This is a genomic window from Nocardia sp. NPDC058519 (assembly GCF_042719755.1).
Lineage (GTDB): Bacteria > Actinomycetota > Actinomycetes > Mycobacteriales > Mycobacteriaceae > Nocardia.
The window spans coordinates 12066-34913 of the sequence record NZ_JBHXNK010000033.1; the positions used below are offsets into that span (position 1 = coordinate 12066).

General features: G+C 63.0%; 20 protein-coding genes and 1 pseudogene. 10 read left to right on the forward strand and 11 right to left on the reverse strand.

The features are described 5' to 3' along the window. The first annotated feature begins 43 nt into the window (after positions 1–43). The 3 genes and pseudogenes from ACFWPK_RS28500 to ACFWPK_RS28510 all read left to right on the forward strand — a co-directional run bounded on the left by ACFWPK_RS28500 (position 44) and on the right by ACFWPK_RS28510 (position 3815). On the forward strand, positions 44–1171 hold the full coding sequence (locus ACFWPK_RS28500; protein ID WP_378920921.1) for a hypothetical protein: 1128 nt from the start codon (positions 44–46) through the stop codon (positions 1169–1171). Between the two features lie 437 nt (positions 1172–1608). Then, positions 1609–2442, forward strand: a complete 834-nt coding sequence (locus tag ACFWPK_RS28505) for a class I SAM-dependent methyltransferase (protein WP_378920923.1) — start codon at positions 1609–1611, stop codon at positions 2440–2442. 45 nt (positions 2443–2487) lie between these two features. Then, positions 2488–3815 (forward strand): annotated as a pseudogene (locus tag ACFWPK_RS28510) (IS630 family transposase). Positions 3816–4926: 1111 nt separating this feature from the next. Here the strand turns inward: ACFWPK_RS28510 and ACFWPK_RS28515 are convergent. Both ACFWPK_RS28515 and ACFWPK_RS28520 read right to left on the reverse strand, forming a co-directional pair. Continuing rightward, complete coding sequence (locus ACFWPK_RS28515) at positions 4927–7086, reverse strand: ATP-binding protein (RefSeq protein ID WP_378920925.1); 2160 nt, start codon at positions 7084–7086, stop codon at positions 4927–4929. Further along, positions 7086–7739, reverse strand: coding sequence for a sigma factor-like helix-turn-helix DNA-binding protein (locus tag ACFWPK_RS28520; protein WP_378920927.1), 654 nt, complete (start codon positions 7737–7739; stop codon positions 7086–7088). Before ACFWPK_RS28520 ends, ACFWPK_RS28515 begins: the two co-directional genes overlap by 1 nt. A gap of 154 nt (positions 7740–7893) precedes the next feature. Here ACFWPK_RS28520 and ACFWPK_RS28525 point away from each other — a divergent pair, with 154 nt between their 5' ends. Next, positions 7894–8049, forward strand: a complete 156-nt coding sequence (locus tag ACFWPK_RS28525; RefSeq protein WP_378920929.1) for a hypothetical protein — start codon at positions 7894–7896, stop codon at positions 8047–8049. A gap of 6 nt (positions 8050–8055) precedes the next feature. Then, positions 8056–8730, forward strand: coding sequence for a hypothetical protein (locus ACFWPK_RS28530; RefSeq protein ID WP_378920931.1), 675 nt, complete (start codon positions 8056–8058; stop codon positions 8728–8730). A gap of 89 nt (positions 8731–8819) precedes the next feature. On the opposite strand, the gene ACFWPK_RS28535 is transcribed toward ACFWPK_RS28530, so the two are convergent. The 6 genes from ACFWPK_RS28535 to ACFWPK_RS28560 all read right to left on the reverse strand — a co-directional run bounded on the left by ACFWPK_RS28535 (position 8820) and on the right by ACFWPK_RS28560 (position 14493). Then, positions 8820–9197, reverse strand: a complete 378-nt coding sequence (locus ACFWPK_RS28535; protein ID WP_378920933.1) for a hypothetical protein — start codon at positions 9195–9197, stop codon at positions 8820–8822. A 192-nt stretch (positions 9198–9389) separates the two neighbouring features. Next, on the reverse strand, positions 9390–10052 hold the full coding sequence (locus tag ACFWPK_RS28540; RefSeq protein ID WP_378920992.1) for a LuxR C-terminal-related transcriptional regulator: 663 nt from the start codon (positions 10050–10052) through the stop codon (positions 9390–9392). Between the two features lie 66 nt (positions 10053–10118). Further along, entirely contained in the window at positions 10119–12308 is a 2190-nt protein-coding gene (locus ACFWPK_RS28545; protein ID WP_378920994.1) for a sensor histidine kinase, read from the reverse strand. Between the two features lie 160 nt (positions 12309–12468). Next, the gene (locus tag ACFWPK_RS28550; RefSeq protein WP_378920935.1) at positions 12469–12885 is read right to left on the reverse strand and encodes a hypothetical protein; all 417 of its coding nucleotides are present in this window, start codon (positions 12883–12885) and stop codon (positions 12469–12471) included. Between the two features lie 84 nt (positions 12886–12969). After that, the gene (locus tag ACFWPK_RS28555) at positions 12970–13647 is read right to left on the reverse strand and encodes a DUF6308 family protein (RefSeq protein ID WP_378920937.1); all 678 of its coding nucleotides are present in this window, start codon (positions 13645–13647) and stop codon (positions 12970–12972) included. Between the two features lie 54 nt (positions 13648–13701). Beyond that, on the reverse strand, positions 13702–14493 hold the full coding sequence (locus ACFWPK_RS28560) for a hypothetical protein (protein WP_378920939.1): 792 nt from the start codon (positions 14491–14493) through the stop codon (positions 13702–13704). A 258-nt stretch (positions 14494–14751) separates the two neighbouring features. Between ACFWPK_RS28560 and ACFWPK_RS28565 the strand changes: the two genes are divergently transcribed. Together ACFWPK_RS28565 and ACFWPK_RS28570 are read left to right on the forward strand one after the other, a co-directional pair. After that, complete coding sequence (locus tag ACFWPK_RS28565; protein WP_378920941.1) at positions 14752–15867, forward strand: hypothetical protein; 1116 nt, start codon at positions 14752–14754, stop codon at positions 15865–15867. 323 nt (positions 15868–16190) lie between these two features. Beyond that, on the forward strand, positions 16191–17294 hold the full coding sequence (locus ACFWPK_RS28570; protein ID WP_378920943.1) for a hypothetical protein: 1104 nt from the start codon (positions 16191–16193) through the stop codon (positions 17292–17294). Between the two features lie 825 nt (positions 17295–18119). Here ACFWPK_RS28570 and ACFWPK_RS28575 read toward each other — a convergent pair. The 3 genes from ACFWPK_RS28575 to ACFWPK_RS28585 form a co-directional block, all read right to left on the reverse strand. Then, positions 18120–18602, reverse strand: a complete 483-nt coding sequence (locus ACFWPK_RS28575) for a hypothetical protein (protein WP_378920945.1) — start codon at positions 18600–18602, stop codon at positions 18120–18122. Positions 18603–18703: 101 nt separating this feature from the next. Continuing rightward, positions 18704–19396, reverse strand: coding sequence for a hypothetical protein (locus ACFWPK_RS28580; RefSeq protein WP_378920947.1), 693 nt, complete (start codon positions 19394–19396; stop codon positions 18704–18706). Next, on the reverse strand, positions 19393–19680 hold the full coding sequence (locus tag ACFWPK_RS28585) for a hypothetical protein (protein ID WP_378920948.1): 288 nt from the start codon (positions 19678–19680) through the stop codon (positions 19393–19395). Before ACFWPK_RS28585 ends, ACFWPK_RS28580 begins: the two co-directional genes overlap by 4 nt. Positions 19681–19946: 266 nt before the next feature. On the opposite strand from ACFWPK_RS28585, the gene ACFWPK_RS28590 reads away from it, so the two are divergent. From ACFWPK_RS28590 to ACFWPK_RS28600, 3 genes are read left to right on the forward strand one after another with little or no spacing between them, the layout of a single operon-like run. After that, positions 19947–20612, forward strand: a complete 666-nt coding sequence (locus ACFWPK_RS28590; protein ID WP_378920950.1) for a DNA-binding response regulator — start codon at positions 19947–19949, stop codon at positions 20610–20612. A 5-nt stretch (positions 20613–20617) separates the two neighbouring features. After that, positions 20618–21769 (forward strand): sensor histidine kinase, encoded by a 1152-nt coding sequence (locus ACFWPK_RS28595; RefSeq protein ID WP_378920952.1) that lies wholly within the window; start codon positions 20618–20620, stop codon positions 21767–21769. Next, positions 21766–22803, forward strand: coding sequence for a hypothetical protein (locus ACFWPK_RS28600; RefSeq protein WP_378920953.1), 1038 nt, complete (start codon positions 21766–21768; stop codon positions 22801–22803). The genes ACFWPK_RS28595 and ACFWPK_RS28600 overlap by 4 nt, the downstream gene beginning before the upstream one ends. Positions 22804–22848 lie beyond the last annotated feature (45 nt).

Below are 22848 nucleotides of genomic sequence, written 5' to 3' on the forward strand. Positions count from 1 at the left end.
CCTTCTTCTTGTCCTACCAGTGGTCTATTGCATACTTGTAAGTGTGACCCTACAGCAAGGGACGTTTGGCAGTATTAGTGACTTCCAGATCTATCGGGATACAAAAGCGAGCCTAAATCTTGGTCAATCAACCAAGTCTTCACCTCGTTTCCCCTTCTTGCGCGACTTTACACATATCATTCTCATATCAGTCATTTGTCTGACAATTCCGGTAGTTCATAAGCAGTGGCGTCTGCTAGCGCTTTCGGTCCCAGCGCTCGTTGATAGCGGCGCACTCAAGCCGAAGTCAATTCCTATTTACAGTCGTTTGCACAAGATGCTACTCATCGAACGCTGCGTGAATAGCAGACCAACGGCTGCAACTCGCCTTCACGCGCTGATTGAAAGCGCGAATGCTGGAATGACACGCGCTGGCCACTGGGGACTTTGGCTGATAACAGTGGGATCCTTTTTCGTTGCCGTATTCCTCGTTGTCGGTGCGAACCAGAATGGCATCTTCAAGGCCTACTCTGGCGATGTGCCTGCGGCCGAACTTTCGACTTGGGTCGAGCGCTCGTATGAGTCCTGGTGGGCGAGTATCGATCATCCAGGTGGAATGCTCATTTATCTCGCTTTGATGGGCATCGGGATGTTTCTCGTCCTTGTTCAGAATCTTGTAGGGCTGGTTGCCGTCTGGACATTCTACGGATTTACTGCCGTAGCGGATCTCGACATCGATTGGATCGATCGAGACGGTGCGTACGGTTGGCGTGGCGTGACGGACGTTTATAGAACCATATTCATGTCACTTTCAATGCATGGCATAGCAATGTCGATAACTCTACTGGCATTCGGGATAGAGAACGTTCCTTGGGTTATTACGGTGCTCGTTATCTGGTCAATCATGTTGCCGACTGTCACGCTCGGCCCTATGTACGCGCTTCGTGGCATGTCTGATGCGGCACAGGAACGGCGCATCTCCGAGCTCCTGGCGGCCGCGACAACAACCGGACCGCTGACAGCAATCCAGGGCGAGGAGTTGCGGAAAATAATACAGGAAGTCAGGACAGTCGAAGTCCGACCGCTCAGGGTGATCAATCGTATCGAGCTGCCCGCCTTCTTTGTCGCTGTTATTCTTCCTGTCATCCTCACTGGCCTCCAAATCTATTTTTCCCTCGCAGGAACCAAGTGATTCACATCGAATGCCAATGAAATAGTTCGCTAGGAGAGCGGCTTATGGAAAACACTGGTAACAGCCTCTCGGTGCGTAACCCGGCATTGAGTTCTTCGAGTTGGTATAGCCAGCTAGCTGACTGTATTGCTGAATCCGCATTTCTCCGACTCTGTCGCCACTTGGACGTTGTGGTCCAGGGTGTAGATCGAAGCCTTCTGGGCGACAACTCAAGCGAAACTAGTCGACCTACCATTCGCATCTTGGATAGAAAGGAATTCTCTCGCCGCTTGGCAAAAAATGGACTCCGAGGCGCAGCAGACGCATACGTCGCTGGCGAGTGGGATAGTGACGACCTTGCGACAGCTCTAGTGCCGTACGCAGCACTCCTACAAAGACTGTCGTGCTCAGTTCTGGGTCACGTTGCCGCTCGAATCCTTGAAGGTCGCGGTAGGTTTATGAAAAACAGCGTAGAGCAGGCGAAAGGCAACGCGTCTTTTCACTATAATGTTCCTGCCGAATTTTTCGCTCACATACTTGACGAGTCGTTCACGTATAGTTCAGCTATGTTTGCCTCGAACGATGAGTCTTTGAGCGCAGCACAAGCCCGCAAGATTGCCACAGCTATCGATAAAACTGCCGTTCCGCAGGGAGGCACACTCCTTGAGATTGGGAGCGGCTGGGGAGCTTGCAGCCTGGCGGCGGCACGGCGTGGTATTAATGTGGTAGCGGTGAGCCCGGCCAAAAACCAGATCGATTTTTCCCGCAAGCGCGCGGCCGACGAGGGGTTGCATGTTGAATTTTTGGAGTGTGACTACCGTAACGCTACGGGCATCTACGATGGAATAGTTAGCATCGAGATGATAGAGGCTGTCGGCGCTGGCAATATAGGCGAATTCTTCGAATCAGCATCGGATCGACTCAAGTCGAATGGTGTGTTCTTTTTGCAATTCATATACTCAAGCCATGCCCGGATGGTTCTGTCCGGTCGGCGTGACACATGGATTCGACGAAACATATTCCCCGGAGGTCAGATCCTATCTAAGCAAATAGTGAATTCGGCTGCAGCGAGCGCAGGTTTCAGGCTTGAATACTCAATGGAATTGGGCCACGACTATGCTCGGACGCTCAAGCTGTGGGGCGATCGCCTCCAAGCCGCCGAGGGTCATCTGTGTAGCGGTGGAATGAAAAGGCACGATTTTCGCCGTTGGATTTTCTATTTTAGGATGTGCGAGGCGGGCTTTCGGGCACAAGAAATTGGTTGTGTTCAATGGGCGCTTCGCCGAGTCTAGTGTGTCGCGCCTGAAATAAGTCAGCTAAATTGTTAGCCTGTTTGTGTGTCGAATCGTGGGCCTGCTGCTGTTGAGATCGTCGTGTCCGACGCCGAGCGTGCGGAGCTGGTGCGTCGGGCGGGCTCGTCGGATCGGCGTGAGGCGCAACGGGCCGCGATCGTGCTGGCTTGCGCTGAGGGTATGTCGAATGCGGGTGCTGCGCGGGAAGTCGGTGTCTCGGTGGGGTCGGCGGCGAGATGGCGTAGGCAGTTCGCAGCCGAGGGCTTGGAGGGGCTGGGCGATCGCGATCGTGGTGGGCGGCCGGTGGCCGAGATCGTGTTGACCGGTGATGAGTATGAAATGTTGCAGCGGTGGGCGCGTCGAGCCAAGTCCTCGCAGGCGCTTGCGGAGCGTTGCCGGATCGTATTAGGTTGCGCGGCAGGCAAATCCAACCAGGCTGTAGCGGGCGAGTTGGGTATCACGGCCCAGACAGTGGGTAAGTGGCGGGCTCGTTTCGCGCAGAAACGTCTCGAGGGGTTGTCCGACGAACCGCGGCCGGGGCGTCGGCCCTCGATCCTGCTGGACAAGGTCGAAGAAGTCCTCACGATGACTTTGGAGCAGAAGCCGGTGGACGCGACGCATTGGTCGCGGTCTTCGATGGCAAATCGAAGTGGCTTGTCGCCCTCGACGATCGGGCGGATCTGGAGCAAGTTCGAGCTGAGGCCGCACGTGGCCGACGGTTTCAAACTCTCGACCGATCCGTTGTTCGTGGACAAGGTTGTCGATGTGGTCGGGCTGTATCACAATCCGCCGGAGAAGGCGGTCGTGCTGTGTGTGGATGGGAAGTCCGGGATCCAGGCGCTGGACCGTTCGCAGCCCGTGTTGCCGATGATGCCAAGCATGCCCGAGCGGTACTCTCACGACTATGTTCGCCACGCCGTGACCAGCTTGTTCGCGGCGTTCGACGTCGCCGACGGGGTCGTGATCTCCAAGCTTTACCAGCGCCGCCGTGCACAGGAGTTCAAGAAGTTCCTCATCGCGATCGACAAGGCGTGCCCGCGGAACTCGATGTCCATCTGGTCTGTGACAACTTGTCTACTCACAAGACGCCGGCGATCAACACCTGGCTGGCCGAACATCCTCGCTTCCATAGGCATTTCACCCCGACCAGCGCCTCGTGGCTCAATCAGGTCGAGCGGTGGTTCGGGTTCCTCACCGACCAACTCCTGCGCCGTGGTGTCCACAAAAGTGTTGCGGCACTGGATAAAGACATCACCGCGTGGATCGAGCAGTGGAACGGCGACCCGAAACCCTTCGTCTGGCGCAAAACCGCGGAGGAGATCCTGGAATCACTCGCTAAATATCTTCAACGAATCTCAGACGTGACACAATAGCGGTCTGATTCCAAAGTTGTTGGGCAGTAACCGATCTGATTGAGTCGGTTTGTGCGAGCTACCCCGCTGGTGTTGTGTGACGGTGACCGAGCCTGGATCCGGTCCACGCGGGCACGAGCCGCTATCGATGGCAGCGGTGCGAGACACCGCGGCTGGCGCCAACTACCGATTGGGCTATCGCGATCGACGGTGACCTCGACTTCATCGAGTCAATCTCAGTCCACGCCAACGCGAAGTGCTCGTCCCTGCGCGTCGGGTAAGCCCCACACCGCGTGGCCCCGTTGACCGACCTCACCGAGGAGACGACAAACACCTGCCTAGTGCCCCGTGGATCACTTGCCGCACATAGGCTTCGCTGACCTGCATCAACCGGGCGATCGCGGGGACGGGCTGATGTTGCGCCGAGGCCATCACCACGATCGCACGCCGCACTTCAGCGAGGGGGGTTCGAGGCATTGGACCCAAAAGGAGCGCGGGCAGACCGAGGAAGGTGGACTGGGCAACGCGTGAACGCATTGCCTGTATCGCCCGGTGCTGCCCGCGAGACCTCGGCTGGCCGTTCTCAGTGTGGAGCTTGTCGTAGCTGCGAGAAGCGCTGTCTATCAACAAGATCGCCGAGATCAGTCGTGAGACTCTGCGCAAGATCTCGAAGGCCGAGGGTGTGTCGTGGCAAGCGGTCAAGACCTGGAAGGCCGGCACCGATCCCGAGTTCGCCACGAAGATGAACCGGATCCTGGACCTGTATGACCATCGACCCGCGGACGGGCGGGTGGTCTGTGTCGATGAGTTCGGGCCGTTGAACCTGCAACCTCGTGCTGGTCGCGGTTGGTTTCCGCAGCGTCAGCCGAAGCGGTTGCGAGCGACATACCACGGGACTGCTGCACGATCCGGTGACAGCGTGAGCTGCCCATGCGGCAGTCCCATCGTGGGCACGGTTAGCGGTGTTCCGGTGGATCACCCGCTAAAACACCCGACGAAGGCACCCCTACTGCGGCTACCTCAGCCTGGCCGACTACGAAACCGCTCACTAGCCCGATAGCATGGCTCACGCTGCGTAGTCCCAACCCCGTGTCCAGTCTCCAACGTCAAGGCCCGACCACACGAGTGGTAGTCAGCTCTCAGACTCGTACGAGCGGCGCCGCGTGACTTCCGCTTCCCGGGCGACGAGGGTGGCCAGGGCTCGGCGGCGGGGTGGGTTGATCCGAATGGTGACGACGGAAGCTGGTGCACAGGCATCGAGTTCGCTGGCGACCCAGGCGGCTAAGTGTGCACGCTGGGTATCGTCGAGATCGTCGACGCGCCCGTCGCCGTCGTCGAAGAGACGGACCTCGATCCCCTGCCGTCGCGCCTGCCACGCGGCACGGCCGACGAGGGGCTGCGCGAGGCCCGGGGCGCGGGCGATGCTGCGCAGGTGAGCTTCGAAGAGCCCGGCGGTCGCGGCGTCGGCTTCGGCGAGCCTGCCCTCGGCTTGGATACGTTCGAGCAGCGCGAAGAGTTCGGGATCGAGGGCGGTGAGCTGCGTGCTGCGTTCGACGGTCGCGGCCTCGAGGTGCGCGGTCGTCGCGGCGCGGCGCAGGGCCGCAGCCCGAACCCGGTAGATGTCGCGTGCCGCGGGACGCACGGTGAGGGCGATGGCGGTCGCCATGGTCATGGGCGCAAGGTCGATGGAGGTGATGCCGAAGCCGAAGCCGAGCCCTTGCCCGGTCTCGACGGCCCAGGCGATAGCCACCGCGGCGATCAATGCCGAACCGGCCCAACCGAAGCCGGTCCGGCCGCGCACACACAGGAACGCATACGTCGTCGTCGCCAGAAACAGCGGCCACAGCTGGGTCCCGGAGCTCACCGGGACCGGCAGCACCGAGCAGACCAGCGCCATCGCGATCGGCCCCGCCACCGTCACCCCAAGCGCGACCCCTACCGGCAGCGGGTCGCCGGGCACGATCAGCAGCGCGGCCGCGGCGGCCATCAACACCAGCAGCGCCACGCCCACCGGCCACCACGTGGTGATCCCTACCCGCGCCGTCGCCGCCTGCAGCCCCATCCCGAGCAGGAACCCGCCCACCGCGATCCACGCCACCGGCTGCCGCATCCCGAGCAGGGTGCGGACATCGTCGCCCTCGGTTCTCGGCGCCCGCCACTCCAGGGTCACGGCAGTGCCCCGGCCCAGACCTGTCGCGATGGAGACTGAACCGCCGGGCAACTGCCCGACACGCTCCTCGATCGCCCGCAGCCCCAGCCGCTCCGCGCCGACCGCGGCGCGATCAAAACCGGGCCCCTTGTCCGCGACCCGCACCCGGATGCGATTTCCGTCCACCTCCAGCGCGACCGCGCCCGAACCCGCATGCCGACAGCTGTTCCGCATCGCCTCGGCAGCCGCAACCGCGAAGACCTCCGCGACCACGGCCGGATGCTCGGCTACCCCGGGATCGACGATTACCCGGATCGGCGCACCCATATCGACCTCACGCACCGCCGCCACGATCCGCCCCGCCACCTCCGGCAGCGGCACCGGCTCCGCAGAGGGCGGCAGCCTGTCGAGGCACGCGAGCTTGGCGAGCGTGATCCCGGCATGGCGCCTCAGCTCCCCGGCGGAGAGCGTGTCGCGCGCGGCGGCGAGCAGCGTCGCCATCACCCAGGTATGGATGAGGTCCAGGAACAGGCGGCGTTCGGTGAGTTTCGCGGTCCGCGCAGCCTCGGCGGCGGCCTGTGTGCCCTCCCGGCTGCGGGTTTCGTCCAGCACGCGACCGGTGCGTACCGCGATACAGCCCGCGCCAGTCAGCAGTAGGCAGTAGCTGATGTTAGTGATCAGATCGGGGATCAGGTAGGCGGTCGCGGCACCGGAGATGTGGTTGAGGAGCTGGGTCAGCGTCACCAGCAGCGTGGTGTATCCGAGCGCGGCGCGGGCCGGCCAGCACGCGGCCGCGCAGAGCCCGGCGAGCCCGGGGATAGCCGAGATCCACAGGTAGCTGGTCGGCGGTGTCCGGCCGTTCCAGGCGAGCAGCCAGGTCAGCGTGGGCAGCAGGAAACTCAGCGCGGCGACGGTCGCCGTCGCCCGCGCCGATCCCAGCCATCGGCTGAAAGTGGCCGCGCCGACGGCGATTCCGGGTAGGAAGATCGCGCTGACCGCCAGCGGTGTCCACCACGCCGCCACTACCAACGTCTCCGCGAGGATGTGGTGAGCCTCGATCCCGAGATAGGCGACGTACCCGATGCCGATGAAGCGGCAGTACAGCCGTACAATCCGAGTCTCGACCGCGCCAGCTCTGCGCACTACGACCCTCGGCGCGGCTGGAACCACGGCCGCCGGACGAAACCACCGAGCTGCGCTGCGCGCTTGAGCTCGGAGCGGGACAGATCGTCGTGCCCGAGTTCAGCGTACTGGGCGCGGATGCGGCCAAGATACCCTTTCACCGTATTCGGTTTAAGCTCCATGAGTTCCGCGATGTCGCGCTCGGATTCACCAGCGGCGTAGAGCGCCAGTACCCGCTGGAGTTGCGGGGAGAGGTTGGGAGCGAAGGCGGGATCGGCGTCGAGCACAGTCGCCAGGTCGGGCGAGACCACCGATTCGCCGTTCGCGGCGGCGCGGATCGCGTCGACCACCGCCGGCGGCGGGTCCGACTTCTTCGCCATTCCCCGCGCGCCAGCGCGCGCCGCCATCCGGACAAGCTCCGGTTCCTCGCCGGAGGTGAAGAGCAGCGTGGGGATACCGCGCGCGTCGAGCGCGGTGACATTGTCGAAGGGCGTCGAGCCGTCCCCGAGTAGCAGATCCAGCACCACCAGGTCGAGTGCGAGGTCGAACGTCAGCAGCTCCGGCACCGTCCTTGCGGCTACCGTGATATCCAGCTCCGGATGCGGCGCGAGATAGGAGCGCAGCGCGGAAACGGTGAAGTCCCGCTGATCGTCGACGACACCGATCCGCCGCATTCCGCACCCCCTCGACGGGCGAAATCATAGACCATGCCGAATCGCCGCGCGACCACTTCTCCCGCTAACGAATACCCCCGAAACAGACACCTGTGCCCGACCCGCCCGCCGCCATAATCTCAACGGTATCAACCCCGTTCACCAGGAGGTATACATGGCCCAATCGGAGCAGGACGTCCGCAATGCGATCGCGCGCGTGAAGAACTCACCCGCCAACGCCAGCGCCGACGACTGGAAGGTGGTGAACGACTTTGCTCGGCAGGCAGGGGCGCTCGGGAACCTCGCGCGCGAAGCGATCAAGGGCCGCTGATTCCGCATGGCTCTCTCGATGGACGAGTACGACCGCACCGTGTCCGCCGACCGCCTGGATGAGATCACCCGCCTGGCCGCGACGGTGGCGCCGGCACTGCTGCAACGCGCTGTCCCCTTCGACGTGACGCTGCCCGAGGGTGGGCCGCTCGGCTGGTACCTACGGTCCTATCGGATCATGCGAGGCACCGAACGAGACGGCATGACCACCTGGGAATGGAGCCACATCTCGGTGCTCGGGCAGGACGGAATCCTGTACACCGCCCGCAGGGAGGACGAGATGCAGACCTTCACGACCTATCAGATCGGTCGGGACGAACTCGTCGACTTTGGGCGGGTGGGCACCACAGACGCCGTGTCCTCCCTGGAGCGCAACCGAAACCACGCTGAAACTGTCTGCAATTGCACGGAATTCGGCCGCACGATTCTCGACGACCTGCACCAACTCGCCGCCGTCCGCACCACAGAACCCCGCCGGTCCATGATCCCCCGGCCCAAGCCCGCACCGGAACCGGCGCCAAGCCCCCAATTCGGTTGTGGCACAGCGCTGCTCATCATAGTGGCCACTTTTGCACTGGCGGTGACCGTCTGGCTGGTGTCCGGCTTGTTCCTGCTCTCGCTGCTGGTTCTGATCGCCGGGCTCGTGTACGCGATCGTCAGAGGAAGTACTAAAAGCTCCTAACAGGTTTTGCCGGGTAGCGACGATTCTGCTCGTAGTGCAGGACGTTTCACCGCGGCAGCGCCCGGATCGTTTGTCCGACAACGCAAGGGTCACCCGGTGATCAGGACTGTCGCGTGCGGGTCTTGGCTTCGGATCACGTCGGCGAAGCCGGTGATGAAGGCTCGATAGCCGGGGTAGCCCTGCATCTGTTTGGGCGCGATCGGGATGAACATAAAGGAGTCCCGTGTGACGGTGTAGCTGGTTATCGTTGTCCGGCACGGTGTCTGGCACGGTTCGGCGACTATCGCGAGCTCGAAAGACAGGATTGGTTCGGAAATCCGTTTCGGGAGAGCCAGCCACCGGCGAACCGAGAAGTGGAAGATGGGTCCAATGTTTCCATCGAATGCGACTCGGTAGGTCGCCACTTGGTGGAAGGTCGGGCCGCCGACTGCCTCGGCCGCAACCCGAATCGCCGTGTCGGCGATCACGCGCGGTGGAAGTTGCGCGCGCGCTTCGACATTGGCGTCGGAGAGTCGATGTGTTGCTCGCATGCAACGAGATTAGGAACCGCGCGGCGCTGTGCGAATCGGTCGAATAACGGACATGCGGGTTCCGGATACCTTGGCTTGCTGGTCGAGGTCCTCGGCAGCCGCCCTCGTGGTCAACTAGTAGGGGCCGGATCACAGGTCGTTCGGATCAACCAACCCGTCCTGAATGGCCCTGGCAACGAGTGCTGCTTTCGTCGAAGCGGGTCGACCGACCTGGGCGTACTTCATCCGAATGCGCTCCAGGTGCGTGTTGACCGTGCCTGCGGTGATGAAGAGACGTTGTCCGACAAGTGCTTTGGACTCGGTCTGAAACCACGCCAGCAACACTTCCCGTTCCCGCGGCGACAGTACAGGTCGGCTGGGCCGGGCGTCTTCTGTCATCGCCTGCGCCATGGTCGGGCTCAGGTAGGGACGGTCAGCACCGGCGGCATGCAGGGCCGCGACGAGGTGGTCTTCGCCCTCGAGCTTCGACAGGTAGGTGACGGCGCCGAGGTCTAGGCAGTCCAGCACGATGTCGCTGCGGATGTGCTGGGAGAAGATCACCACTCGGAATCCCCTCTCGCACAGCAATGTCGGCGCCGACAAATCAGCGGTCCGGGCACCGAACTGCAGATCCAGCACCACCGCCGAGACCGTCCCCGGGGTCGCGGTGGGATCAGCGAGGAAGGTCGCCGGGGTTTGATAATTGCCCACCAGCCGGATCGGCGGATCCGCCGCGGCGCACCAGCCGGCGATTCCGGCGTGCACGACGGCATGGTCGTCTACCACGGCGACCGTCATCGGCTCGCAGCTCATGGTCACGCCTTCACCTCGATCAAGCCCGTCCTCCGCATCGGCATTCGTTGGCCTGGCCGATTCGGCTCAGGACAGCAGCATCGTCGCCCACACCATCGAGCCGGAGGTGACAACAGTTCCCTCCGGCGCGACAGCTTCTGCTGCGCGTTGCAGGTGTTCGTCACAGTCGCAGGTGATGCTGACCGTCAGCGAAGGTTCTGCAGTGATAACGAGTTTGGCGCGGGTGCGGGCACCTGTCAGCAAGATTATCGGTACGGTCAGCGCTCGAGTGCGTTCTACGGGGTCAAGATCTGGAATCAGCCCGAGGACGTGCACAGATACTGCCACGCCCCGTGATTCTGCGGCGGTGACTGCCGGAGCGAGCTCTTCGAGGAAGGGGTCGGTGGTTGATTCCGTGCCGAAGAGTCGACGCAGCCGCACCGATTCCAACAGGCAACTCGCACGAACTTTCGGGTCGGTCGCCGTGTCGGGGTGTTCGACGAGCTGATTCAGCAAGGGCACGAGACCGATGGAGAGGCGGCCGTAGCGGTGTCGCTGGTCCTGGAGTAGAGCGTCGGCAAGCTCGGTGCGTACCTGTAGGTCGGTGATTTCGGCATTGATCTGTTCAGTACGGGCGACGGCGTGGCGAAGGAAATCGCTGAATCCGATCGCGACCGCCTGGACGACGGTCACGCTGATCACGGTGTAGACCAGCGAGGACATGACAGCCCAGGTGCCCGAGACCGTCACTGTCACCACGATCCCGGCGACCCACAAGACACCGAGCAACGCGAAACCTCGTCGGCTGCGGCGGGAGACCGAGAGCGCGGCGATCTGCCAGCCCAGCGCGGCCACCGCCCAGTTCCGGCCCGTCGCCAGGTCACCGACATCGAGCAGCAATACCTGTACCGGGCCCAACGTGACGACGACGGCGGCGGTACTCCACCACACCGCGGTAGGCAATCCGACTCGGATCTCGACCAACGCGAGCAATGCTGCCGCGAACGCGACGACAACGATCGCTGCCTGCGCGACGGGATGTGCAGCATCGAGCGCATTGTGCCCTTGGAGTCCGGTCACCAAGACCGCGAGGAGCACCAGACCGAATCCCAATCCGCGCAGCAACCCACGGACGTGATCGACACCGCCGCTCGGCGGTACGACAGCATCGCGTGGCCAACGGATGTCGACGGATGTCCCAGCCCCTGGCGCAGAGTGGATCTCGACGGTGGCGCCGACCAGGGTAAGGCGGCGTTGGATCGAATGGCGCACCCCGAAGCGCCTCTCCAGCAAGGTCGCATCGTGGGGGTCGAAGCCGACGCCATCATCGCGGATACGCACGAAACCCTCGCCGAGTTCGACAGTCACGCTCTGTGCCCGGGCGTGCCGGTCGACGTTGGTCAACGCCTCCCCCGCAGCGGCCACCACGGCCTTGCGCACATCCTGGTCGACGGTGTCGGGCGCGCCACCGGTGAACCGGACGGGTGTCGTGATCCATCTCGCGTGCTCGTGGAGTTGTCCGGCGAGATCATCCGGGCCCAGCAGGCTCGCGCTGTGCTCGACAGCTCGCAAGTCGCGGCGGATCTGGGTAGCGAGCCGATCAGGTGCGATGACCGCGCCTTGTCCGAGCATCGCCAGCGTCGAGGCAGCCGTGTCGTGCAGCGTCGCCCACTGTTCCATCTCGGCGTGGCTGCGGGCCTCGGCGACCTCGGTGTCGATCCTGGCCGTTGCCAATTCCGCGAAGGCATCGTCGGTCAGCGACGCCGATCGCAGCACCAGCAGGCGCAGGGCCGCGGCCGCTGCCCACTCGACGATCAGGAAGTCGAGGCTGAAAATCGTCCACGGGCGCTCGACCCCGGCGACGAACGTCGCCCCGACCGCCCAGGCACCCATGACCGCGACCGTCGCAGGCAAGGACCAGCGCGCCGACCGTGACATCCCGAATGACACCACCGCGGTTCCGGCTACCGCGAGCATCGGGCTCGCCGCGGCGGTGAACGCGGGTCCATCCACCAGCCACGCAGTGCATAGGAGGTAGGCGCCGACGACCGCCGACTCCCGCGCCGGCCGCCATTGCCCGCACCGCAAGCTGTTCGCCGCCCACACCAGCAACGCGACGTCGACCGCCACACCGATGGCCGTCCCGCCGCGCTGGACCAAATACACCACCGCGACCAGGATCTCGACACACCACAGCATGTTTGACGCGATCCGGTCGACGCGTGCTCGAACAGCGGCAAGGGTCGAGGGTTCGGTCATGATCGACATTATCCGCACCCGCGACAAGCGTGACGTATGTTGAGCGCCAAAAGTATTCGACCTTCATGCCCGACTTCAGGCCCCCAGACCGGAGACATTGTCCGATCAGGCGGGCGCTGTCGTCGGCATACCGGGTGGGACCGGCCCTGACCACCGACTCCCACGGCCCAACGTCTGTTCAGGATGACCCAGCCGAACCGGTCGCCAACCCCTTGCCGGGCGAGGTGGGCGCAATACCCTGGCGGGGCGTAGCCCCCGTCAACGGATCCCCGCCCACGGTCACCGTCCGCTTGCCCTGCTCGAATCCTCTACACGCCCAGTTGATCACGTAGTTGCCCGCCGGTACGTCGATGAATCCCACCGTGGCATGGCTGCGCGCGGGAACTCGCGTCGCGGGCGTGCGGAACGACACCGGGCCCGCCGCGTAGGCCTCGCAGGTGGTGATGTCGTTGTCGTTGTTGACGAAGGTGAACGTCAGGCTGTTGGTCGTGGTGTCGGTGTTCAACGGCACCGCCGCGTGTGCTGCCGGCGCGGTGATCATCGAGGTACCGACGGCTCCGAGGATAAATCCACACATCAATGTTGCTTTTCGCATGCTGTTGATCGTTCGCGATCTCGGCGGGTCGGGATATCCGCCAGACGACCCACAGTGGACATGCCATTGCAGGAATCGAGCTGATCAATACCGACCACGGGGGCGAAGCTGACCGTCTCGGCGACCAACCATCCACACCACGACGTCGAAACACCGGATCAGGCTGATGTCCTCACCCAACCCGGCGTCGGTGCGGGCGGCGGCCAGGATTTCGACGAGCGCACGCTCATCCTCACGCAGCGCCGAGCGAAGCGCCATCCAATAGCTTTGGCGGTCAGGATGATCCAAGACTTGCTTGACCACGCTGTCGATCACGGGCAACAATTTTGGCCGCTTGCGCGCGAGCAACTTGCTGGTGGTTACCGGCCCCACGCCAACAGATCGCAAGGCACGCCACAGCCGATCGGCGGGCGACCCCTCGTCGAGAATGTCGATCTCGGCATCCACCAAGTCGACATCAGCAGGAATCAAACCCAGCAAACTGTTCAGCCCGTCATGATCGCGCTCCAGCATTCGTATAGCCGCGCTGCCTGGGACTCTCACACTCAACAAGGTCACGGCCACTACATCCTCGGCGGTGAACACGTCCGCGATCTCCGAGCGGTCGCCGCCACCTCCGAGCCGCTCGAACACGGCCCCCGGATACCTCGGTGATCCATCGGCATCGACGTCGCAGAAGTAGGTCCGCAACAGCGCCGCGGCGGCCGCCGTCTGGTCATGTTCCAACTCTGAGGGAAAAGTCCACCGCACAACCGGTCTCATCGAATCACTCCCTGCTGGATCGCGAGCAGCTGCACCATTGTGAACGAGTTGTGACTATCCGCAGCGACAAGACCCGGTCACTAAATCGGGCACTACTTCACATGACGGACACCGCCTGCTATCGGTCACCTCGACCGCAGACCTGAGCACCCGTTGCGGCATCGGTTGCCGCACAGGACGGCTCGTGACCGCTGGCACGATACGTTTCGTCGGCGACGGCCGACGTTGGGTGTGTCGATGCTTTCTCCCTGTCAGTCGTTGGAAGATTCCCGCAATGGCGGCGCGGTCGTGGAACGGGTGACCGGCAGCGAGCAGCGCCTGCTGGTATTCCTCGAGACTCGTGTCCGGGTCGACACTGGCGATGTCGGCGACGATCCGGTCCGGCGAACGCATCACCTTGCGGGCAGGGTCGACGGGGCGCCGACGCTTGGACTGGGCTGCTCGCAGCCGCTGCTCCGACGCCATTCGCAGAGTGACGTAACCCAGTCCGGCTGCCTGTGCCTCATCGCGACACAATTGGGCCTTCCCTTGAGGATTTCGTGCGAACCATGCGTTCGCGAATGCTGTCCAGCGCTTCTGTTTTCGAGCGTCCAGCACGGGCTCGGGGCTCTTTCCGCGCCGCCTACCCGAGCCTTTTCTCCTGGCAGGGGCGCCGAGACCCGTCGATGATGGTTGAGCTCGACCGGTCGTCCGGCTCGCATTGGGACGCTGTTCTCGTGCAGGGGAACGGATCTCCTGCACAGCTCCGAACTCGAAGGGATCGCGCACGTCGTCGTTCACCGGGTCATAACCCGGATCCCGGTCATGGCGATGCGCCCGATTCCCGTACCAGTCGTCAACCGACATCTCAGCCGCCTTTCCATCTGCCCCGACCCGGCAGCGCGCGAGGAGCACTTCGGACGGATCCTAACGACGAACACCGACATCAATCAGGCGAAATGCACAGATGGTTCGACGAGAGTGGGTCCTTCACGAGACGCATCGTGGTTTGTGAGGGCCGCGTCCGCTGTTCGCCCTACAGACGCGACCGAGCACCCGACATATCGTCGATCCAGGCCCGACCACCTCCAGGCCAACAGCGCTGCGGCCGAAGGGAACACAACAATGCGGATACCATCTCGAATATTCCCCGCGGTCATCCTCGCCGGAATCACCTGTCTGATCATCGCGATCTTCGCCGGTAAGACCGCGTCCAACCACGGACCCAACGAGACGTACTTTCCAGACGGGCTCTACCTCGCGACGATCATGTCGTTGACGGCGTCGATCGGCGCCACCCTCGTCGTCGACCGCTTCCTCGGCAAATCCGAGCGGGCTCCACGCTGGTACGGAATCGGATTCGCCGCCGGCGTCGTCATCTTCTTGTTCGGGTTTCCCTGGGCAAATCTCGATCGGGGCGGCGGGCAGGCATTTTCGGTCCTCGAGTGGTGGTGCGCGCCGATGATCGCGGCCGCGGCGTACTCGGTTGCGGCGGTACTCGACGCATACGCACGCGAGGAACGAGATCGAGCGGCCACGCACGCACAGCGCCAACGAGAAGCGCAGACCAGAGCCAGCCGTCAGCGGGACCTCGGCAATGCACTGCAACGGTGCACCGCCGACGCGCTGACCGCATTCGAAGAGCTGCCCGCACACCTGATCGCGGCACGCGACACCCTCGACCAAGCCGAACAACTCTTCCGCGAGAACGCTTACGCACCATTTTGGTCGGCGATCGAGGGCGGCACCGCCCACCTCGGCCGATTCAGCGCCACCCTCGTTCGACTGCGCATGTACGCAACCGAGTACGCCACCGCCGCCGCGGAATACGAGGGCGCCGCTCCGCCGTTTCCCGTCGAGACCACCAGCCTCGAATACCTGACAGCCCACGAGGTTCTCGTCGCGCGACTGCACCAACTCGTCCGGCCTGCCCAGCGCGACTTCCACTTCGCCAGCATCTACGAACAGCGCAAGACGAACACGATCCTCGTCGCCGGATTCGGCACGTTGGCCTCGGCGCTCGACACGATGGGCTCGCGCCTGGCCAACGAGATCGGCGAGCTCCGAACAGGTGTCGCCACGATGTCGACCAGCCTGAGCACCGAACTGTCGGGCATGCATTCGAGCATCGCCACCTATCAGCGCGAACGCGGCCACATCGATGGTGAATTACTTCATCGCCACGATCGGGTGGTGTCGATGTTGGACAACATCCAACGTGGTCACCGGCCACTTCTGTGATCGACGTACCGCCCACGCACATTCGATCGTCATCGAAGGAGAGCCGGATGGTACGTCCAAATACCACCTTCGTGCCCATGTTGGGTGGTGTGGCCGTGTTGGCCATCTCGATGCTCGTCGGCTGCTCCGAAACGCCCGCAAGCCATTCCGTGGAGACGACCGTGACGACGAGCGTATCGGCAACCTCGAGCACCCCTCCCCCGCCACGACCAGTGACAGTCACGAATAGTGGCACGGGCGGACGGGAGTCCCTCGCGGTTCGTCGCGGTGTCTTGGCTTGGGGGTGTAACGGCGCACCATTCGCGAAGAAGCACCCGGAGAGGGTGCAGGTACAGCTGCCGACCGAAACAGTTCGTCATGACGTCCCGATACCGACGTCAGGTAGCGAACGACCCGCCGACGCCCAATGCGCCACCATGAGTTCCGGGGCGACCAGTACCGTTGTCATCGGCGGCGTCGTCCACAGGAAATCGTCCGGACTCGATACAGAGTCGTATGAATTGACACTCTTCTCATACGATCTGGATTCGACTTCACCGCTCGCAACGAAAATCCTTGTCGCCGATCGCCAGCCGATGAGACTCACAGGAATAGCCGGCACCGCCGGTGGCGTTGCTGTCTCCTACTCCATGCACAACAACGTATACAGATCCGAGACGCAGTACTTCGCAGGCCCACAGTTGACTCCGACCTGGAAAGCTGAAGGGAATGTCGTGGCGGCCACAGATGGAATGATCGCCGTCGAGATTCCTGATTCCCGAGGCGGTACTCCACGGTTTTCAGTGCATGCCGCCTCAGATGGAGGACAGCTGGATATCGGATTGAGTAGCCGGCCGGATGTAATCGTTCGAGCTACATCGTTTTTGAGCTCATCGGACGAGGGGTTCGCCTTCACCTGGCACGGCGTCAACTCGACAAATTCGCATCACGTCGTCGACGGGATCGTCTGGGTAGATGGCAATGATGTCGGCAAGCAACGAAACGCGCTGGATGAAGCAACCAACTTTCAGCCAGATCCGGTATCCAAACTCGCACTCGTCACCTACAACGACGGCGGGGAAACCGCCTACAAGGTGGTCGATCGGACAACCTGGGAAACCAAGTTGGAGATCGATGCCGCGAAAGCGAAAGGCATAAATCTCTCGGCTGTCGGAATAGCGGACGAGAAGCTCTACATTCTGAACGGCAATGATTCGCCGGTAATCGAGATCACGACAGGCAAATCTGTTCACTCCGGCTGGACATCATTCCCCGTGGCCAAACTCGGCGCAGTCACCGTGGTCGCGACAGAGAGCGACCACGGTCTCAACGCGGGATGCGTCGACCCCGCGTTCGGACGCGGCGACCCGAAGTTGGCGGTCTACAACTGCCCCACCTTCACCCTTGTTCCGGACGTCGATGGAAATTTCCCTGGTCCGAGCTACTGAGGTGGCACACTGCCAAGCGAGTTACCTGCGGATCCACCGCTGAGCGCAGGGAGAACTGATGAAGCGCGCCACTGTCTTCGCTGTCGCCGCAGCGTCGATGCTCGCTGCTGGGTGCACCGGCAGCACCTCAGCACCGACGCCCGTCACTGTGTTCGTGACCCCGACAACAACTGCGCCAACGGTTACGGCCACGCCGGGCGGCCCCATCCCCAAGTCTGAGACGTCGCCCCGGGACAATCTCATCAAGACGATCGGGGGTCAACATCACCGGTTTCCATCCCGGCAACGATTGGAGCCTGGTCGACGCCGGCGGAACGACACTGCCGCACGCCGACAGCAACGCTGTGTACGGCTGCCACCAAGCCGACTGGCCAACCGACATGCGGCCCGCATCGACCTACAGGTTCCGTCTGACGTTCGAGAGCCCAACTCCGACAGGAATCCTCGTCTACAACCCCGCTCCCGACGGCGGCTGGGAGTGGGCCTTCTGAGAACCGGGATCTGTCGGCGCGGTTGCAGTCGCTGATCGGTCACTCCGCGCACAGTTGCCGGGCGGCCGAGTCGATCAGCGAAAGTTCAGCGATGACAAGCAGTAGGTCTTGTCGCGAGGCTTATGGTCGAACTCCATCTGCCCGCGTTTGCAACTCGGCATGTAGTCCTCCACGAGCCGCCCTCGGAGTAGCCGACTTTCGACGCCTTCGCTGATGAACCCCGACTTCCCTGATATGCAGTTACCGACATTGACCCGCGCCCGGCGAGGTCATCGTCGCGGCACGCGAGCCCGACTCCGCGGCCGCGGTAGCTGGTGCCTCTCAGACGCAACCCCTACCTCGCGGCGATTCGCGGTGCGAGGAAGGCGGCAATTTCGATCCCGGGGTGTTGGCCGCTCTGTGGAGCCTTCAAGACCTTGAACGAACGATCCGAACTGGCTTTGACCATGACGACCGGTGACGCGAAGACGGCCTCGATACCAAGTCCTGGGATAGGCGTCCCAGGTTGACCATTGAGTTGACTTCGCACACGCTGTTCGTATGTCGCCGTCGGAAACGTCTCCACCTTGACGTAGCTGTTGTCCTCGCCATCGTAGAGGCAGCCTGATTCCCGGCGATCCTCTGTGGAAATGATCCGTAGACCGGAGAGCTCGGAGATTTCACTCATTGTCGCGAATCGACAACCGGAGTCCGCTGCTTGCGATTCCGATACGGGTGTCCCGGCGCTGACATTGCCCGAAGTCGTCTCCACACCGCACGAAACGAGCGGAAATACGAGAACCACGACCACACAGACAGCCGGATGAAAGTACTTCATGGCATCACACCTATTCCTGGACCGGCGCTCCGAGACACCAAACTACCCACGCCCGGCACCGATTCCGGCCATGACTACCGTCAGGCATTTGTCGGCCGAGCCTATTCAGATTCAAGCCTTGAGATTTGCATATTGAACATGCGCGGCGCGATGGACTGGACGCCGGCCGTGACGTCACTCCGAGATCCGCTCACGTACGTATGCACGAGAATGCCGCGAAAGTACCCGAACACCGAGAAAGTCGTCTTGTCGCCCTTTGAATTCTCGATCGCAACCGCCCACTTCGGGACTCCCTCCATCTTCGCGGCTCGCATCAGCGACCCGGAGACAGTACGTGGCAAACAAGTGGCGCTCCACTCGATCAATCCCGGGTCACTGCCCACCGCAAACAGTTCCACGTTGTAGCGGAGCGAACTACTGTCGAAGGTGACATTTGCGGCCGTCTCCTGGTCACCCTTCTTCACCCAACCGCTCGGATCGCACCTGTCGGTGACTGTATCGAGTCCTGTGATCACCGCTATTGGCGACAGGTGAAATTTGCCACCACTAGGAAATTCCGACTCGGGAAGCAACAGTTTGTAGCTCAGGTGCGCAATACCCGGACCTCCAGAAGGACCTTCTGAATCCGTCTTCGAAGGTTGCCCGGTCTGGGCCACCGATCTGCCGTCGTCCGAGATTCCACACGCCGTCTGGGAGAATATCGCAGCAGCAACCATGAGGATCATCGATCTCGTCAGAATACGCATTCTGTTCGCAATCGGGATCGCCGGAAAAGAGCCATGACCCACGTTCATCTCGCACTCAGCGATGACAAGCAGTAGGTTTTGTCGTGCGGCTCATGGTTGAACTCCATCTGTCCGCGATTGCAATTCGACAGGTAGTCCTCCACCGAAACCACCCGGTAGAAGCCATCACCGGAGAACCTGTCCACCGAGCCGCCGTCGGAGCAGTCCGCCTTTTCGATGCCGTCGTTGGTGAACCCGGACTTCACCGAAACGCAGTCACCAACACTGAACTCGGTGTCCAGCAGGGAGCAACCACTGGCCGCAGACACCGCTACCCCGGCCGCCGCAACCATCAACACCCATCGAATCCTTTTTGCCGACAAGAGAATTCTCCATCCATCAAGCACCAGCTAACATCTGGTGTCGAGTCTAGGAAGAGCGGCTGCGCGCGAGTATCCGCCGATCAGCCGACAACGCCACCCGCTCCGGGCGGCTCACCAGTCGATCCTGGGTGTGTTGACCCGCCGGAACAGCAGAGCGCGCCATCGCCCCGAGGTTGTGAAACCCTCATCGATGCACCACAATTGGCACGATCAACCAGCAGATCACAGGGGGCACAGTGGCCGAATCAGCTGATGTGCGCCGCATCGGAGTGGTCGAAGACCACCAGGTCACTATCACCGGACTTCGCCAAGTCCTCGCCGGCGAGCCGAGCGTCGAGATCGTGGCCACGGCACCGTCGGTGCCAGAGTTGCTGGCAATCAGCACGGACCTGGTATTGGTCGTACTCGATCTTCGGCTGCCCGATGGATCGACTCCGGCGGAGAATATCGAACAGTTGCGGGCAGCCGGGATCGAGACGCTGGTGTTCACGTCCGCGGACGAGCCGTATCTGGTGCGGGCCGCAGCACGGGCGGGAGTGCTCGGCGTGGTCCGCAAATCCGAACGCGACGAGGTGGTTGCCGTCGCGGTGCGGGATGCTGCGGCGGGCAAGCAGGTGCCGACCATCGACTGGGCGATCGCGATCGATGGTGATGACGACTTCACCGGCGTCAAACTCAGTCCTCGCCAGCGGGAGGTCCTCGCGCTGTACGCATCGGGTGAGCCCGCGGCGCGCGTGGCACGGCTCACCGACCTCACCGAGGAGACGGTCAACGCCTATCTCGGGCGAATTCGGCTGAAGTACGCCGAGGCTGGGCGGCCTTCGCGCACGAAGACCGAGTTGTTCAAACGCGCATTGGAGGATGGGTGGCTACCGATACCGCGTCGACTGCGCGCACCCTGAGCGGCGTGGGAGCGACCGAGTCGCGTCTCACGCGTTTGTTCGCCCGGTTCATCGCGTCCGGTTACCTATTCTACCTGCTGCTGTTGATACCCACTATTGCCGACCAGTACCCGGTGCTGGAACCGTGGTGGACGGTCTTCGCGGTGCTCGCCGTCTTCGGACCGCCGATGCTGATGGGCGCGGTGTCGTTTCACCTGGACTTGCACTGGAGCCGTCGGGTCGCGGCGGTGACCGCGTTGTCGTATCTGGCTGCGGCGCTGGCCTGGCCGTTGGCGTGGCGTGGCGACTTGATGACCGCGGACGCGTGGATCTCCGGAATACCGGGACTCGCCGGGCTGTCCGCGGCAGTGGCGTGGGGTCCGTTTCGCACGATCGTATTGCTGACCGCCTCGGTGTTCACGGTCCAGTTGATCAACCAATTCAGCCGCACGCCGGACCACAATGCGCCATTCCTGCCTGATCTGCTGTTCGCGTTGAGTTTCTGCCTGCTGTATGTGGCGGCCGCGTTGATGGCCCTGCACACCGGTCGGCTGCTCGATCGCACCAGAGCCGAGGCCCACACTGCCGCTGCCACCGCTGCCGCCACGCAAGCTCGTGCCGTGCAACGCGTTCGATTCAACGCGTTGCTGCACGACTGGGTGATGTCGACACTGCTCGCGGCCGCGCGGGGCACCCGGCGCGAGGACGTGCGATACCAGGCCCAACTCACGCTGGGCAAACTCGACAACACCCGACCCGACACCAACGTCGGATACCGACTCTCCTCTGCCGCTGCCTATTTCCGGGCGGCGATCGCCGATATCGATGACGCTCTGGTTCCGACGATCACGGTCTCCCCCGACGACTCGGTCCTGCCCGCCGATCCTGTCCAGATCCTCGGTGCCGCTGTCAGCGAATCAGTCCGCAACAGTGTCCGCCACGCCGGACCGCATGCCACACGGACTGTCGAACTCACCTTCTCCGCCAACAACATCGACATCACCTGCGCCGACGACGGTGTCGGGTTCGTCCCGGCACAGGTTCCAGAACACCGTCTCGGCTTGGCGGTGAGCATCATCGAGCGAGTCCGCCACCTCCAGGGCGGCGCGGTCGAGGTCCACACCGAACCAGGCGCGGGGACGGTCATTCGTTTGGGCTGGAAAGAGCCTGCTGCGTGAGCACCACCGCCTCGCGCGATATCCGCGCACTGCTCGGGATGGATACCCGCGCCGCGTGGTTCCTCGCCGGATTCTTCTTTCTCGCTGAATCGGCTCTGGCCGCGACCGCTTGGAACTACATGGAGCACCGCTGGCCGGTCGTGGTCTCGTTGGCGATTGTCGGTGCCGTCACGATGGCGTTGCTGCGAGTACGCGCTGACCCGATTCCTGTGCTGACGACCATTGCGATCGCTGCCTCGATCCCCCTCATTACATTCCTGACGTTGACCAATATGCCACTGCCGCAGGCCACTTCGGCGCAACTGTGGACTTTCGGCGCCGGGACTGTGACCGCGACCTTTCTGTGCGTGCGTGGCCGCACCCTCGCCGCCTGGTGTGGAATGCTGGCGTCGATCGGCACGACGGCGGTGTGGGCGGCAGGCACTGGACAAGGTGCCGGGCACGGCATCTCTATCTCGATCATCAATCTGGGTCCGTTACTGATGGCGACGTTCTTCGCCTACACCTTGCGCCCGGCGGCCCACGCGATCTTTCAGCTGCGGGCCGAGTCCACCAAGCAAGCCGGCGCCGAAGCGGCCGCCGAGGCGTTGCTCGCCGAGCGTCTCGCCCAAGCAGACCGCCTCGACCACCTGGTCCGCCCACTCCTGGAAGCCCTGGCCGGGCCCATACCGGTGACGACCGACGTGGCCGAGGAATGCGGACTCGTCGAGGCTTACCTCCGCGACACCCTTCGAGCCCCGGCGCTCACGACCGGCGAGGTCATCATCGCAGCGCGCGAAGCCCGCCGCCGCGGGGTGGACGTGGTCCTGGTCGACGACCAAGGACTCGACCACGCCGACGCGGTGATCCACAGCCGGCTTCTCGCCGCGGTCAACGACGCGCTCCATACCTTCGACAGCGGCAGTATCCACATTCGTATCCTGCCGCCCCATCGGCCGATCTTGGCCACCATCGTGGCCAACCACCCTCGTACCGGGATCCGCCGCACCGAGTTCGATCAGTCCGGACATCCCGTTGGTGGGCCGGCGAACTGACCGCGGCGTGCGACTGTCATCCGGAGGACTGACAGTCGCTCGGCC

What these genes read in the sequence shown, in the direction of transcription:
- ACFWPK_RS28525 (WP_378920929.1), top strand. Translation starts at nt 7,894, where the DNA reads ATGGCCCAATCGGAGCAGGACGTCCGCAATGCGATCGCGCGCGTGAAG.
- ACFWPK_RS28560 (WP_378920939.1), bottom strand. Translation starts at nt 14,493, where the DNA reads ATGTCGGTTGACGACTGGTACGGGAATCGGGCGCATCGCCATGACCGG.
- ACFWPK_RS28505 (WP_378920923.1), top strand. Translation starts at nt 1,609, where the DNA reads ATGAAAAACAGCGTAGAGCAGGCGAAAGGCAACGCGTCTTTTCACTAT.
- ACFWPK_RS28585 (WP_378920948.1), bottom strand. Translation starts at nt 19,680, where the DNA reads ATGGTTGCGGCGGCCGGGGTAGCGGTGTCTGCGGCCAGTGGTTGCTCC.
- ACFWPK_RS28520 (WP_378920927.1), bottom strand. Translation starts at nt 7,739, where the DNA reads ATGCGGCGGATCGGTGTCGTCGACGATCAGCGGGACTTCACCGTTTCC.
- ACFWPK_RS28540 (WP_378920992.1), bottom strand. Translation starts at nt 10,052, where the DNA reads ATGAGCTGCGAGCCGATGACGGTCGCCGTGGTAGACGACCATGCCGTC.
- ACFWPK_RS28530 (WP_378920931.1), top strand. Translation starts at nt 8,056, where the DNA reads ATGGCTCTCTCGATGGACGAGTACGACCGCACCGTGTCCGCCGACCGC.
- ACFWPK_RS28555 (WP_378920937.1), bottom strand. Translation starts at nt 13,647, where the DNA reads ATGAGACCGGTTGTGCGGTGGACTTTTCCCTCAGAGTTGGAACATGAC.
- ACFWPK_RS28565 (WP_378920941.1), top strand. Translation starts at nt 14,752, where the DNA reads ATGCGGATACCATCTCGAATATTCCCCGCGGTCATCCTCGCCGGAATC.
- ACFWPK_RS28580 (WP_378920947.1), bottom strand. Translation starts at nt 19,396, where the DNA reads ATGAACGTGGGTCATGGCTCTTTTCCGGCGATCCCGATTGCGAACAGA.
- ACFWPK_RS28550 (WP_378920935.1), bottom strand. Translation starts at nt 12,885, where the DNA reads ATGCGAAAAGCAACATTGATGTGTGGATTTATCCTCGGAGCCGTCGGT.
- ACFWPK_RS28575 (WP_378920945.1), bottom strand. Translation starts at nt 18,602, where the DNA reads ATGAAGTACTTTCATCCGGCTGTCTGTGTGGTCGTGGTTCTCGTATTT.